The sequence below is a fragment of the Novosphingobium humi genome, assembly GCF_028607105.1.
In the GTDB taxonomy this organism is placed as follows: Bacteria; Pseudomonadota; Alphaproteobacteria; order Sphingomonadales; family Sphingomonadaceae; genus Novosphingobium; species Novosphingobium humi.
In genome coordinates, this window is record NZ_CP117418.1 from 436479 (window position 1) to 451075 (window position 14597).

12 protein-coding genes are annotated in these 14597 nt (G+C 64.4%); 5 read left to right on the plus strand and 7 right to left on the minus strand.

The genetic code is table 11. The features are described from left to right. Positions 1 to 14: 14 nt before the first annotated feature. The 5 genes from PQ457_RS17870 to PQ457_RS17890 all read left to right on the plus strand — a co-directional run bounded on the left by PQ457_RS17870 (position 15) and on the right by PQ457_RS17890 (position 7635). A complete protein-coding gene (locus tag PQ457_RS17870; RefSeq protein ID WP_273620203.1) occupies positions 15 to 1379 on the plus strand; it encodes an ABC1 kinase family protein in 1365 nt (454 codons plus the stop codon). A 97-nt stretch (positions 1380 to 1476) separates the two neighbouring features. Then, positions 1477 to 2400 carry a helix-turn-helix domain-containing protein gene (locus tag PQ457_RS17875; RefSeq protein ID WP_273620204.1) on the plus strand — a complete coding sequence of 308 codons (924 nt, stop codon included), beginning with the start codon at positions 1477 to 1479 and terminating at the stop codon, positions 2398 to 2400. 111 nt (positions 2401 to 2511) lie between these two features. Continuing rightward, positions 2512 to 5115 (plus strand): TonB-dependent receptor, encoded by a 2604-nt coding sequence (locus PQ457_RS17880; RefSeq protein ID WP_273620205.1) that lies wholly within the window; start codon positions 2512 to 2514, stop codon positions 5113 to 5115. A 119-nt stretch (positions 5116 to 5234) separates the two neighbouring features. Continuing rightward, on the plus strand, positions 5235 to 6644 hold the full coding sequence (locus PQ457_RS17885; RefSeq protein WP_273620206.1) for an aldehyde dehydrogenase family protein: 1410 nt from the start codon (positions 5235 to 5237) through the stop codon (positions 6642 to 6644). Between the two features lie 67 nt (positions 6645 to 6711). Next, a complete protein-coding gene (locus PQ457_RS17890) occupies positions 6712 to 7635 on the plus strand; it encodes an alpha/beta hydrolase (protein ID WP_273620207.1) in 924 nt (307 codons plus the stop codon). A 15-nt stretch (positions 7636 to 7650) separates the two neighbouring features. Here the strand turns inward: PQ457_RS17890 and PQ457_RS17895 are convergent, their stop codons facing one another. The 7 genes from PQ457_RS17895 to PQ457_RS17925 form a co-directional block, all read right to left on the minus strand. Beyond that, on the minus strand, positions 7651 to 8493 hold the full coding sequence (locus PQ457_RS17895; protein WP_273620208.1) for a sigma-70 family RNA polymerase sigma factor: 843 nt from the start codon (positions 8491 to 8493) through the stop codon (positions 7651 to 7653). After that, the gene (locus PQ457_RS17900) at positions 8490 to 8942 is read right to left on the minus strand and encodes a carboxymuconolactone decarboxylase family protein (protein WP_273620209.1); all 453 of its coding nucleotides are present in this window, start codon (positions 8940 to 8942) and stop codon (positions 8490 to 8492) included. The genes PQ457_RS17895 and PQ457_RS17900 overlap by 4 nt, the downstream gene beginning before the upstream one ends. A 106-nt stretch (positions 8943 to 9048) precedes the next feature. Further along, positions 9049 to 10524 carry an aldehyde dehydrogenase family protein gene (locus PQ457_RS17905; protein ID WP_273620210.1) on the minus strand — a complete coding sequence of 492 codons (1476 nt, stop codon included), beginning with the start codon at positions 10522 to 10524 and terminating at the stop codon, positions 9049 to 9051. Then, positions 10521 to 12146: a GMC family oxidoreductase gene (locus PQ457_RS17910; RefSeq protein ID WP_273620211.1), complete on the minus strand. Its 1626-nt coding sequence runs from the start codon at positions 12144 to 12146 to the stop codon at positions 10521 to 10523. The genes PQ457_RS17905 and PQ457_RS17910 overlap by 4 nt, the downstream gene beginning before the upstream one ends. A gap of 27 nt (positions 12147 to 12173) precedes the next feature. After that, a complete protein-coding gene (locus PQ457_RS17915) occupies positions 12174 to 12614 on the minus strand; it encodes a hypothetical protein (protein ID WP_273620212.1) in 441 nt (146 codons plus the stop codon). Then, positions 12611 to 13039 (minus strand): c-type cytochrome, encoded by a 429-nt coding sequence (locus tag PQ457_RS17920; protein ID WP_273620213.1) that lies wholly within the window; start codon positions 13037 to 13039, stop codon positions 12611 to 12613. The genes PQ457_RS17915 and PQ457_RS17920 overlap by 4 nt, the downstream gene beginning before the upstream one ends. Then, the gene (locus PQ457_RS17925) at positions 13036 to 14595 is read right to left on the minus strand and encodes an FAD-binding oxidoreductase (protein WP_273620215.1); all 1560 of its coding nucleotides are present in this window, start codon (positions 14593 to 14595) and stop codon (positions 13036 to 13038) included. Before PQ457_RS17925 ends, PQ457_RS17920 begins: the two co-directional genes overlap by 4 nt. Between the last annotated feature and the right edge of the window lie 2 nt (positions 14596 to 14597).

The window sequence follows — 14597 nt, forward strand, 5'->3', positions numbered from 1 at the left end:
CGCGGTGTTGCGCCATGAGCCGGTCGCGTGCTGTGCCCAGCGGTAGGCTGGCGCGACTGGCGGGGTTTGGCCAATTGGCGGGCGGTGTGGTGGGCGGCGCTCTGGCCGAGGGCGTGCGTCGTCTGGCGCAGGGCCAGCGACCTTCGCTGGCCGATGTCCTGTTGACCCCGGCCAATGCCCTGCGCACCGCCGATCAGCTTGCCCGGCTGCGCGGCGCGGCGATGAAGCTGGGGCAGATGCTCTCGCTGGACGCGGGGGATCTCCTGCCGCCCGAACTGGCTTCCATTCTGTCCCGCCTGCGCGAGGCGGGCGACACCATGCCGCCGAGCCAGCTTAACCGGGTGCTGGCGGCCGAATGGGGCCGCGATTGGCGGGGGCATTTTGCCCGCTTTGACCCGCGACCCCTGGCGGCGGCATCCATCGGCCAGGTGCATCGCGCGAGCTTGCATGACGGGCGTGAGGTGGCGGTGAAGGTGCAATATCCCGGCGTTGCCGCCAGCATCGATGCCGATATCGATAATGTCGCGACATTGCTGCGCCTTTCCGGCCTGTTGCCCGATGCGCTCGACATCGCGCCCTTGCTGGCCGAGGCCAAATTGCAGTTGCATGAGGAAGCCGATTATCGGCGCGAGGCCGAGCAGATGCGTCGCTATGGCGAAAGGCTGGCCGCAGACGGGCGTTTTGTCGTTCCCGCCCCGGTGACGGAGCTTTCGGGCAGGCATGTGCTGGTCATGGACTATATTGCCGGTGCGCCGATCGAAACGCTGGCTCAGGCATCGCAGACGCAGCGCAATGCCGCCATGGCTGCGCTGTTCGATCTCGTGCTGCAGGAAATTTTTGACTTCGACGCGATGCAGACAGATCCCAATTTCGCCAATTATCGCTGGCAGGCCGAAACCGGGCGCATCGTTCTGCTCGATTTCGGCGCGGCGCGGGCTGTCCTGCCCGAGACGCGCGCAGCCTATCGCCGGATGTTCACGGCGGGGTTGGCGGGGGATCGCGACAGGTTGATCGACGCGCTGGTCGAGGGCGGCTTTGTCGGTTCGGCCATGAGCCGCAAGCATCGGCCCGCCTTGGCCGAAATGGTCGATTTCATGATCGGGCATCTCAACCGGCCGGGCCTGTTCGATTTTGCCGACCGCAGCTTTGTGGGCCATATGCGCAATCTGGGCGAGGGCATCGCCCGCGACCGTGCCACATGGCATGTGCCCCCCGCGCCAACCCTTTTCGTCCAGCGCAAGGTCAGCGGAACGGCGCTGCTGGCGGTCAGGCTGAAGGCGCAATTGCCGCTGCGCGATATGGTCGGGGCCGCGATGGCGGACGACCGCGCCGGCGCCGGGGAGACGGACCCGCAGGCCTTGCCCTCATCGCAAGGCTGACGCTGAGCATTGCCTTTCCAAAATCCGCCCGCGCCGCTATGCTTGGCCGGACATCAAATGCGCCGGTCAGAGCGCATCGGATAACGGGGAGAGCGCGATGCTGACAAGGCACGCCACGGGATCGGTTAGCGCCAATGAGCGGCTGGATTACTGGAACGATCTGGTCGCAGCGATGTTTCCGGGCATGACCGTCGATGGCGCGCGCGATATCGATGCCAGCTGGACCGGGTGCCGACTGGGCGATTTCGGGCTCAGCCTTGCGCTTTCCCAGCGCTCGTCCGTGCGGCGTTGGGCGGGCAGCGCGCCGCAAAGCGGTGGCGAGCGCGGGCTGATCCATTTCCAGTCGCAGGGTTTCAGCGCGACCGAGCAATGCGGCCGCCATGCCGCGCTTTTCTCCGGCGATTTGACGTTTTGCGCGCCCGAAGAGCCCTATGGCATCGAAATTTCCGACCGCAACGCCATGTTTGTGATCGATTTCCCGTGGGAGGCGCTGCGTGCATACGGCGTCCGGCCCGGACTGATCCTGCGGCACAGGACGCCTTCGCTTGGCGTGCTGCGCGGTTTTATCGCCTCGATTTTCGCCCAGAGCTGGAGCGACACCCATACGCCAGCGGAAAGCGAGGCCTTGGGCGAAGTGCTGATGCGTCTGCTTGCCAATGCCATGCGGACGCGCCAAAGCAGACCCGAGGCGGGGGCAGACCTGCGCGAGCGCGTGCTGGCCTTTGTCGAGGACAATCTGGCCAATGGCGCGCTGCGCACCGGGGCCATCGCGCAAAGCCTTGGCGTACCGCCGCGCGAGGTTCAGATGGTCTTTGCCGAAATGGCGACCACGGCCAGCGATTATATCAACACGCGCCGTCTGGCGCTGGCCGCCGACCGTTTGCGCAAGGGAACGCGCGGCGCCTCGCTCAGCGATCTGGCTTATGAGTTGGGCTTTTCCGATGCCGCCCATTTCAGCCGCCGTTTCCGCGAACGCTTTGGCGAAACGCCCAGTTTCTATGCCACCCGGTTTCGGGCTTAGGGCCGTTTGTTCAAGCAAAACACGGCCGGGCGTTCAAGACAGTCAATGCTATAAGCGATAACGTTTCCTCCATCAGGGCGGCCAAGTCGCCTGAACGGGAGAGGAAACATCATGCGACATCATCTTTGGGTCAGCAGCGCCCTTGCGGCCGCGCTGGCCTCCGCCCCGGCCATGGCGCAACAGGCATCATCCGAGCCCGCCATCGGCGAAATCGTCGTCACCGCGCAAAAGCGTTCGGAAAATGTCCAGAACGTGCCGATCGCCATCAGCGCCTTCACCGCCTCGGCGCTCAAAGAGCGCTCGGTCACTTCGGTGGCTTCGCTCTCGGCGCTGGCGCCCAATGTCAATCTGGATGGGGGCACGCCGTTTTCCGGCTCATCGGCTGTGCTCTCGGCCACGATCCGCGGCATCGGCTCGGATGACTTTGCTTTCAACATCGATCCGGGCGTGGGCATCTATCTCGATGGCGTCTATCTGGCGCGCACGGTGGGCGCCAATCAGGATCTGCCCGATGTGGAGCGGGTCGAGGTTTTGAAAGGCCCGCAAGGCACGCTCTTTGGCCGCAACACCATCGGCGGCGCGATCAGCATCGTCACCCATGATCCCGGCAAGGAGTTCAAGGGCAGCTTTGACGCCACCACGGGCAGTTTCAACATGGTCAAGCTGCGCGCCACGGTCGATGTGCCGATTACCGACAGCCTGTTTTCTTCGCTGACCGTATCGGGCATCAACCGCCAGGGCTTTTTGAAGCGCATTCCCTATCCCGACCAGCGCGCGGGCAATTCGGATGCCTATACCAAATTTGCCAATGCCGATTATGCCAACGGATCGCGCGAGGGCGGCGACAACAGCGTCAGCATGCGTGGCAAGTTGAAATGGGACAATGGCGGGGCGATCACCGCCACATTCACCGGCGATTATACGCGTCAGGACAGCCCGGCGCAGGCGACCAAACTGCTGGGCGTGTTCCCCAATGTACCCGGCCCCTTTGCGGGGGCAAGCCATCTCCCCGGCACCGCTTTCGATCCGACATCGACCACCGGCTACCTGTTTGCGGGCCTCTACAATTTCTGCATCGGCAGCACCCCGGCGCAGATTGCCGCGCGCAATGCGCAGGCCCTGTGCGGCCCGCGCGGCACCCAGTATAATCCGCAATATCAACTGGCCGGCCTTGGCAGCGTCAATGTCGACGGCAATCCGCTCAACGACCGTTTGCCGTGGGATTCGCGCTTCCTGATCGCCAATCCGGATCTCAGCTATGCCAATGGCCCCAGCTTCACCAAGTTGACCGCATGGGGCTTGGGCGGCACGGTGCAGGCCGAGGTCAGCCCCAATCTGACCATCAAATCCATCACCGCCTATCGCCAGACCAACTGGAAGGGCGGGGTGGATGCCGATGGCTCGCCGCTCTCCTTCCTTGAACTGAGCTTTACGCAGAACCAGTGGCAATTCAGCCAGGAACTGCAATTGCTGGGCCGGGCGTTCGACAAGAAATTGAACTATGTGCTGGGCGCCTATTATTTCAAGGAAAAGGGCGACCTGCACGACTATGTGAACTTTGCCGAGGGCTTGCTGCAAGTGGACGGCCCCAACAAGTTCAACACGGAAAACTGGGCGCTGTTCGGCCAGCTTGATTTCCGCCCCTCCGACCTGATCGGCTTCACTGCGGGCGGGCGCTATACGCAGGAGCGCAAGCTGTTTGAAGGCGGGCAACAGGATCTGAACGGCGGCAATTACAAGCTGTTCGGCTGCGCGGCGGGCGATGGCACGATTGCGCCTTATGGCAATTTCCCGCTGGCGCCTCCGGTCGCGGCGGGCGGACCGCCCTGCTATGCGGCGCTGTCCTATCCCAATCCCGCCAATCCGGTGCAGGTCTATGTGCCGGGCGTCAATCGCAAGAGCTTCTCCAATTTCTCGCCCAAGCTGGGGGTGCAATTGCATCCCTCGCGCGACATCATGGTCTATGGATCATGGTCCAAGGGCTATAAAACCGGCGGCTGGACCACGCGCCTGACCAACCCGCAGGGCAATGTTGCGCCTGATTTCAACGAGGAAAAGGCCACCACCATTGAGGCGGGCATCAAGTCCAGCCTGCTCGACCGCCATCTGCAAGTGAACATGGCGGCCTTCACCACGGCCTATAAGGGCGTTCAGCTCAACATCCAGATCGGCACTTCGCCCACCATCGCCAATGCGGGCGATGCGCGGATCAAGGGGCTGGAATTGGAGGTGGTCGCCGCCCCGGTGCGGGGCCTGACGATCAACGGCGCGGTTGGCTATATTGATGCCCATTACACCTCGCTCCTGCCCGCCGCGCTGGTCAATGCCAGCCCCATTCCGGGCATTCAGGCGGGCATCTATGTCGGCGCGCCTTTGCCCAAAACGGCGAACTGGAAGATCAATGTCTCGCCTCGCTATGAGATGAAGCTGGGCAATGGCGGCTCCTTTGTGGTGCTGGGCGATTGGACTCACACCACCGAGGTTTGGAACGACATCGCCCGCGCCCTGCTGCTGCGCCGCCCCACCAATGACATGTTCAACGCCAGCCTGACCTATAATGCGCCCGATGCCAAATGGTCGCTCACGCTGGGCGGGACCAATCTGTCCGACACGCGCTATATCACCAGCGGCGGGCTGAACATCGCGGCGGGCACGGCCTTTGGCACCTATAACCGGCCGCGCGAATGGTATCTGCGCTATGGGATGAAATTCTGATGGGCGAACGGGTTTTCCCCTGCGATCGCCTTGTCGGGCGCCATCCCTTGGCCGATACCACGCAGGCCATCGCGGCCGGTGAAGCGGTGCGGCGATCAAACCAATTGTGAGAATGTGATATGGAACAAGCATTTCGTCTGTTGATTGATGGCGCTCTGGTGGATGGAGCGGGAGAGATGCCGGTCATCAATCCCGCCACCGGGCGCGCCTTTGCAACCGCCCCGCGCGCGGATGCGGCGCAGCTGGACGAGGCGGTGGCGGCCGGGCGCGGTGCCTTTCCGGGCTGGGCCGCGCTTTCCTATGCTGAGCGCCGGGTCTTTCTCGAACGCTTTGCTGATGGTGTGGAGGCGCGGTTCGAGGAATTGGCCCGCCTGATGACAATGGAGCAGGGCAAGCCGCTGGATCAGGCGCGCGGCGAGGTAGGCGGCACGATTGCCGGGCTGCGCTGGTTTGCCGCGCAGGAGATCGCCCCCCATATCATCCGCGACACGCCAACCGAGCGTATCACCGAACATCACAGCCCGCTGGGCGTCGTGGCGGCGATCACGCCGTGGAATTTCCCGCTGATCCTGCTGGTGGTCAAACTGGCGCCCGCGCTGATCACCGGCAATGTGGTGATCGCCAAGCCCGCGCCGACCACCCCGCTCACCACGCTTTTGCTGGGCGAAGTGGCCGCCGACATTCTGCCGCCCGGCGTGTTTCAGACGCTGGCCGATGCCAATGATCTTGGCGCGGCTTTGAGCAGCCATCCGGGCATTGCCCATGTCAGCTTCACCGGATCGACGGCCACGGGCAAGAAGGTTTTGGCCAGCACCGCCGATACGCTCAAGCGCTTTACGCTCGAACTGGGCGGCAATGATGCGGCGCTGGTGCTGGACGATGCCGATGTGGCGACTGTGGCGCCCGCCATCTTTGGCGCGGCCATGGTCAATGCCGGACAGGTGTGTCTGGCTGCCAAGCGCGTCTATGCCCCGCGCGCGATCTATGATGATCTGTGCGATGCGCTGGGCGCTCTGGCGCGCGCCGCCGTGGTGGGCGACGGGCTGGATCAGGGCAGCCAGATCGGCCCGGTCCAGAACGCCGCGCAATATGCCAAGCTGATCGACTATCTGGCCGAGGCGCGCGAGCAGGGGCGGATCGTGGCCGGGGGCGCACCGATCGAGCGCGAGGGCTATTTCATTGCCCCCACCATCGTGCGCGATCTGCCCGGTGATGCGCGGCTGGTGCGCGAGGAGCAGTTCGGGCCGGTTCTGCCGGTGCTGGCCTATGACGATCTGGGGCAGGCGATCGCGGCCATCAACGCCAGCGAATATGGGCTGGGCGGCACGATCTGGACCGGTAATCCCGAACGCGGCGAACAGGTGGCGATGTTGATCGACAGCGGCACGGTCTGGGTCAACCGCCATCTTGATCTGCCATTTGATGTGGCGTTCGGCGGGGCCAAGCAATCGGGTATCGGGCGGCAACAGGGCATCGAGGGCCTGATGGAATTCACGCAGGCCAAAATCATCAACATCGCCAAGGGCTGAAAAGTCGCCCAAATCCCGCCCCAAAAAATCCCGCCCCAAAAAAACCGCCAAAGTGAGAGGACCATCCATGACAAAGCCCTATGTGCGGAGCGACGTCGCCGCCTTTCTTGCCGCCGGGCAGGCAAGCGGCGCTCTGGCCATCAATGAACTGCCGGTGGCCGAGGCGCGGGCGGCCATCCGCGCCATGGGGCAGGCGATGGATCTGCCGCCTGAACCTTTGGCGGTCGTGCGGGATATGGCCTGCGGATCGATCCCGCTGCGGCTATATGATGCGCGCGCGGCGCGTGAAACCGGCCCGCTGATCCTGTTTTTCCACGGCGGCGGTTTCGTGTTCGGCGATCTGGACAGCCATGATTCCTTTTGCCGCTTTGTGGCGCAGCGCTGCGATCTGCCGGTGCTGGCGGTGGATTATCGCCTCGCCCCTGAACATCCCTTTCCCGCCTTTGCGCAGGACGCCGAGGAAGTTGCCCGCTGGGTTGCCGCCGGGCCTGATGTGCTGGGCCACGCGCCGACCGGGATCGTGACCTGCGGCGACAGTGCGGGCGGGCATATGGCGATCCTTGTCGCCCAGCGCCTTGGGGCAAGGCCCGCCCAAAGGCCGGTGCTGGCGCAATGGGCGATCTATCCCTTTCTGGGCGCGGGCGATGACTGGCCCTCGTTCCGGGACTTTGGCGAGGGCTATATGCTGACCCGCGCCGCGATGGACTGGTTCGACGCGCTTTGCGGCAAGCCGGAGGGGGAGGCGCGCTACAATCTGCTGCTGGGGCCTGTTCCGCCCACCCCGCTGCTGATCCAGACCGCCGCGCTCGATCCGTTGCGCGATCCGGCGCGCCATTATGCGGATATGGCGCGGGCCGCAGGCGCCAGAGTGGTGCAGATCGAGGCGGAGGGCATGATCCACGGCTATGTCAACATGCGCGCCGCCTTGTCATCCGCACAGCAGGATGTGGAGAGCCTGCTGGCCGCGGGGATGGCGCTGCTGGCGGATTGATCCGGGGCCGGGCGGTTAATGGAGATGCCGCAGTTTGTCGGGATTGCGGGTCACATAGACCGCCCGGATGCGCCCCTCCTCGATCAGCAGGGCCGTGGTCTGCAGCAGGCCGTCGGGTTCGCGCGTGATGAAACCGGGCAGACCGTTGATCGTTGTCACGCGCAAAAGCTCTGAGGGGGCGCGGCGCAACCGGGCCAATGCGGCCTGCGCCCGCAGGAATTCGGCGGCGCCATGCAGCACCCGCGCCACTGCGGGCCGTTTTCCGCCGCCATCGGCATGGAATTGCACATCGCGCGCCAGAAGCGCGCTCAATTGCGCCATATCGCCTTTTTGCGAGGCTTCGAAAAAGGCGTTGGCGATGGCCTTGCCCTGATGATGATTGATGGGAAACCGGGGCCGCGCGTCACGGACATGGGTTCGCGCGCGCAGGACCAGTTGGCGGCAGGCCGCTTCGTTGCGGTCAAGGATGAGGGCGACTTCGGCAAAACTCTCGCCAAACACGTCATGCAGCAGAAAGGCCGCCCGCTCCAGCGGCGATAGGCGCTCCAGTGCCAGCAAAAGGGGCAGGGTCACATCCTCGGCCAGATCCTCCTCGACCGCCGGTTCGGGCAGCCACGGGCCGATATAGCTTTCCCGTTGAACCCGCGCGGATTTCAGATGATCGAGGCACAGGCGCGTGACTATCCGGCGCAGAAAAGCGGCAGGCACCGCTATCTGCGCATGATCCACGAGGCCCCAGCGCAGAAAGGCGTCCTGCACGATATCCTCGGCATCGGCGAGCGAGCCAAGCATGCGGTAGGCGACGCGCAGCAGACCCGTCCGCTGCGCGTCAAAGATCCGGCAGGCCGCCTGATTCATTTCCAGCCCATGTCCGCTGCATAGAAATTGAAGCCCACCGCTAGTCGGTTCCAGCCATTGATGACATTGATGGCCAGCGTCAACTGCACCTGCTCGGCCGGGGTGAATTGGGCGGCCAGGGCTTCATGCAAGGCATCGGGGGCGCGGCAGGTGGCGATCTGGGTCATATGCTCGGTCCAATCGAGGGCGGCGCGTTCGCGCGGTGTATAGCACGGGGCCTCGCGCCATACAGCCAGCAGATGGATGCGCTGCTCGCTTTCGCCCGCCCGGCGCGCGTCGAATGTGTGCATGTTCAGGCAATTGGCGCAACCGTTTATCTGCGAGACACGGATCTTGACCAGTTCCAGCAGCGGCTTTTCCAGCCCGCATTCGGCCACTTTGAGCGAATAGGCATACCATGCCTTGAAGATGTCGGGCGAGGCATGGTGAAGATCAAGGCGGGGGGTCATGGGGCATATCCTTTTTGACAGAGATGCCACCATGACGAGACGGGCCGGCGCATTGTGACATGACCCGCAAATTTTTATGGGATCGGCATCGCCAATGCCGCCGATATTACCAACCCACCATCACCGACTTGACCTCGGTAAAGGCCTCCACCCCATGCCGTCCATGTTCGCGGCCCAGCCCCGATTGTCGGAACCCGCCAAAGGGCAGGGCAAATTCCATGCCTGAACCGTTGATCTTGACCGACCCGGAACGCAGCTTTTTCGCCATCGCATGGGCATTGGCCAGATTGGCGGTCCAGACATAGGCCGACAGACCGTAAATGCTGTCATTGGCGCGCGCGGCCAGCGCATCGAGGTCATCATCGCCAAATTTCATGACCGAGAGGACCGGACCGAAAATTTCCTCGCGCACGATCGACATGGACGGATCGGCATCGACAAAGATCGTCGGATTGACGAAATAGCCCGGCCCCGAAGGCGCATCGCCGCCGGTGATCAAGGTCGCGCCCTCGGCTTTGCCCGCCTCGATATAGGCCATCACCTTGTCGCGCTGGGGGGCGGAGATCAGCGGACCCAAAGCCACGCCATCCTCGCTGCCCGGCCCAACACGCAGATTTTGCGTGAAGGCGACCAGCCCCTCGATAAAGCGGTCAAAGATCGCCTCATGCAGGAACAGGCGCGATCCGGCCGCGCAGACCTGTCCGCTGTTGCCGAAAATGCCCATGGCGACCGCGGGAATCGCGCGCGCCAGATCGGCATCGGGAAAGACGATGCTGGCCGATTTGCCGCCCAGTTCGAGGCTGACGCGTTTCAGGTCGCCCACGCTCTGATGCAGGATGGCCTTGCCGGTGGCGGTCGATCCGGTAAAGCTGATCTTGTCGATGCCGGGGTGGGCCACCAAGGCCGCACCCGCCTCGGCGCCCGTCCCCGTGACGACATTGACCACGCCGGCCGGAAAGCCCGCCTGCGCCGCCAGTTCGGCCAGGCGCAGCCCCGACATGGGCGCCAGTTCGGCAGGTTTCAGCACCACCGTGCAGCCCGCCGCCAGCGCCGCTGACACCTTGGTGCAGGTGATGGCAAAGGGCGCGTTCCACGGCACGATCAGCGCCGCCACGCCCAGCGCCTCATGCGTGGTATAGCCATGCCAGTTGCCCGGCACTGACATCGGCACCGTCTCGCCCGTCAACCGCCGGGGCCAGCCCGCGTGATAGCGGATCGCGCTGATCGCGCTGCCCACGGCCATCATCCGCGAAACGCCGTAGGGCATGCCATTGTCGATGGTTTCCATCGCGGCCAGTTCGTCGCGGTTTTCCTCGACCAGATCGGCAAGGCGCAGCAGCAGGCGTTCGCGCTCGGCGGCGGGCATGGCGGACCATGACGGGGCATCAAAGGCGCGGCGCGCGGCGCGCACGGCCTGATCGACCTCCTCCGCCCCGCCTGCGGCAATCGCGCCGATGGCGGTTTCGCGCGCCGGGTCCAGGACCGGGATGGTCGCCCCCGTGCCTTCGCGCCATGCGCCGTCGATGAAATGGCCCGAGAGGGCGGCGATACGCGCGCGGGCGGTGTCGAAAATCGGGTTCATGCTTGTTGCTCCTGACGCGCGGATTGCAGAATGAGGTCGCTGGCTTTCTCGCCGATCATCACGGCGGCGGCATTGGTGTTGGCGCCCACCAGCAGCGGCATGATCGAGGCATCGGCCACGCGCAGGCCACCTATGCCGTGCACCCGCAATTGCGGATCGACCACCGCATCGGCCCCCAAGCCCATCGCGCAGGTGCCGACCGGATGATGCACCACGCCCGACAATTGCGCCTTCATCGCGTCAAGCGCCTCGTCGCTGGTGATGTGGGCGCCGGGCAGGGTTTCCTCGATGACATAATCGGCAATCGGACCATGCGCGAAAATCCGCCGCGAAATCGTCAGGCCCTTTTTCAGCACGTCCCAGTCGCGTTCATCGCCCAGCAGGTTGAGATGGATGCGCGGGGCGGAGCGAAAATTACTGTCCAGCAGCGACACGCTGCCTCGGCTTTTGGGGCGCAGCAGGCAGATCGAGTTGTAGAAACAGTCCTGCTTGGGGCGAGCGAAGCCGGGGAACCAGATATTGGCGTCCACCCGCACCGGGCTGGACATGATCTGAAGGTCAGGGCGGTCAAGCCCGTCCTGTGAGCGCGCCAGAATGCAGGCCGCCGCGATCTGGTTGGCAAAGGGGCCGGAACGCAGGAAATACCAGCGCAGAAAGGCCAGCGCCGCGCGGTCAAAACGCAATTGCTGGGCAAAGCTGTGGGGCGGAGCGGCGTCATATTGATGGGCAAGGCGCACATGCTCCTGCAGGTTTTGCCCCACGCCCGGCAATTCATGGACAACACCGATGCCATGCCGCGCCAGATCCGGCGCCCGGCCAATGCCCGACAGCATCAGCAGTTGCGGCGAACCATAGGCCCCGCCGCAAAGGACGATCTCGCGCCGGGCGGTGACGGTCTGCTCGACGCCTTCCTTGTCAAAGGCGATGCCGGTGGCGCGCTTGCCGGAAAAGAGGATGCGGCTGACCTGGGCATGGGTGATGACGCGCAGGTTGGAGCGGTCGCGGATCGGTTCCAGATAGGCCTTGGCCCCGCCGCAACGCTCGCCGTTTTTCAGTGCGACCTGCACATCTGCGCAGCCTTCATTGCCGATGCCGTCATAATCGGGATTATAGGCATAACCCTGCAGGGCGGCCGAAGCGCGCAATTCCTCGGCCATCAGGCGCGAGACATCGACCGGGCGCACGCCGATCGGCCCGCCCTTGCCGCGCCATGGGTTGCCGCCGGTCCAATGGTCCTCGCTGCGCTTGAAATAGGGCAGGAGGCTTTTGTAATCCCAGCCCGTGCAGCCCAGTTCGGCCCAATCGTCGAAATCGAAAGGATGGCCCCGGAAATGCACGGTGCCATTGATCGAGGACGACCCGCCCAACACCCGCCCGCGCGGCAGGGGAAAGACCTTGCCGTCAAGATGCGGTTCCGGCTCGGAGGCAAATTGCCAGGTCAGCGCGGGATTGCGCAAAGCCTGAAGAAAGCCCAGCGGCATGCGGATATAGGGATGGTTGGCCTTGCCCCCCGCTTCGAGCAGGAGGACGCGGTTTTGCGGTTCGGCGCTCAGCCGGTTGGCCAGTACGCTGCCCGCCGATCCGGCGCCCACGATGATATAGTCGAATTCAAGCTTGGACACGTTGAAATCCCTTGGGGCAAAGGCCGTTCATGCCAGCCAGAGGAAGGAGGAGGCCCGCGAGCCGCATCGCCGCGCGCAGGCATCGCGCAGGCCGGCCAGCATAGGATCGCCCCCTTGGGCACCGGGCAGGCCGTCGGGCAGCATGTGGGGCGCGCGCAAGCGCCGTCCCTGCATCCGCAGCACGTCGCGGGCCAGAATGTAATCGCTGTAGGTTGTCAGGCCGATGACCGTGCCCGCCATCGGGCGGTCCTTTTCGCTCATCAACAGGCGGATGATCTCGCCTGCCGGGTCGGCGCAGGGATGGCCTGCGGCATCGGCCCATGCCCGGATCGCGGCGGCTTCGGGCAGGCGCGCGTCGAGGATGAAATGAAACCCGGCGGCGGCTTGCGCGCGCGGCGCCATGGCCAGCCCCGGCAAGACCGCCATGGCCCCCAGCACGGCGCGGCGCGTTGCATATGCCCCGCTCATTTCCGGCCCTTTCGCGCCAGCCAGTCGGCCACCTGCGCCAGTTCGCGGTCGGTCAATTCCACGCGGGTAAAAGTGGGCATGTTGACCAGACCATTGCGCACCACGGCCTTGACATAATCGGCGGTCAGATCGCGCCGGTCGGGCAATTCGGCCTGTCCCTTGGGCACGCGGCGGGCCAGCATGAATTTGCCGGTGCTGGGGCCGATATGGCAAAAGGCGCATTTCTGGCCGAACAGCTTTTCGCCCGGATTGGCCGATTGCGCGCCGTAAGTGATCGCCCCCAGCGCGGTGGTGGCGATGGGCGTGGCGTTTGCCGATTTTGGGGCTGTTTTCTGCGGCGCTGCCGGGCCCTGCGCGTCGGCGGGCATGGCGATCAGCGCCAGGGTAAGGACAAGCCCAAGGATAAAGGCAAGGATGCGGATCATGGCCGGTCTCCCCCATGGGCGCGGCTGCCGATGCCGTTGCGGCCCGGCGCGATGATGTTGTTGGGATCGAGCGCGGATTTGACCCGGTTGTTGAGCCGCGCCAGCGCGCCATCGGCAAAATCATAGGTGGCGGCCACCTCGTCCATATAGGAAATATGGCCGCGATATTCGCCAAAGCCGCTGGCGGCGGCCTCTTTCAGCAGGTGGCGATAGAGCTTGTCCACGCGCGCGATGGCTTCCGGCTCGTCGCGGTTGTAAAGGATCAGGCTGACGTTGTTGATATGGCGCCGCCCGATGGTAAAGCTGGCGTAATAATCCTGCCCGACCTCTTCATAATAGGCTTTGATCTTCTTGGCATAGGCCAGCGCCATCGCGCCATCCTGCGGCAGGACCGGGGCAAAGCTGAGATGCCCGCCACGCCCGCCATACCAATTGACCGATTGCAGGCCCATGGTGGTGGGAATGCCGGTGGCCGATTTTTCCAGCGGATCGCCGCGTTTCCAGATCTCGAACTGCAGCGCGCTGCCCAGACGCGGTTCGAACAGGCGGCGGATCAGCGCGACCTGCGCCATCACGCTGCCCTCATCGCCAAACAGGCTGATCTTGGCGTTCCACCAGCCAAGGCCGAGCTTCGCCATCATCTTTTCCGAAACGCTGTCGGGCAGGGCGCCGGGGCCATCATACCAATCGGCGCGCTGCGACATGGTCGAGGCCGCGCGCACGGGCGATCCGAACACGATATTGTGCTGGATGATATCGCGGCGGCGCAGGTCGCACAGGATGTCGAGCGCCCATTCCGCATCATCGAACCGGGGCAGGGCCAGCGTGATCTTGGCCGTCATTTCCGGTTCCGGTTGCAGCCAGAGGCCCGCCTTGACCACCACGCCAAGGTTCGACTGCATGAACATCTGGTCCCAGCCGGGGCCATAGCCGTATTTATAGCTCTGCCAGCCCTTGGCCCCGGCCATCGCGCCCATGCCGGTGCGCAGCAGCGAGCCATCGGGCATCACCACTTCGAGCCCGCACAGCGTTTCGCAATGGTCGCCATAGGGGGTGTAGCCGATGCCGCGATCCAGCGCATTGCCGATCACGCTGCCCCATGAATTGCCCGGCACGCTCATCCACAGCGAGGGGGCATGCTGGCGCAGATGGCGGAACAGGTCGAAATAGCCCACGCCCGGCTCGATCAGACAGGAGGCCTGTTTTTCGTTAACGTCGAGAATGCGGTTCATCCGCGAAAGGTCGAGGATGAGGTCGCCCTTCTCCTTGGGCGAGGACGCGCCATAGCCCAGATTCTTGCCCCGGCTGACCGGCCAGAGCGGGGTCTTGTGCTGATTGGCGATGCGGATGACGGCCTGCACCTCCTCCACGCTCGAAGGGGCGAGGATCGCGCTGCAATCATGGTCCAGCCCATCGCCCATCGCATAGGGATCGATATAGGTCTGGCGGTCCTCTTCGCCCGAAAGGACCCATTGATCGCCGATCGCGCGGCGGAAATCGGCCAGTGCCTTGTCAAAGGCCGGGGCATTCATGCCGTGGGGCAACAGGATCGACATGG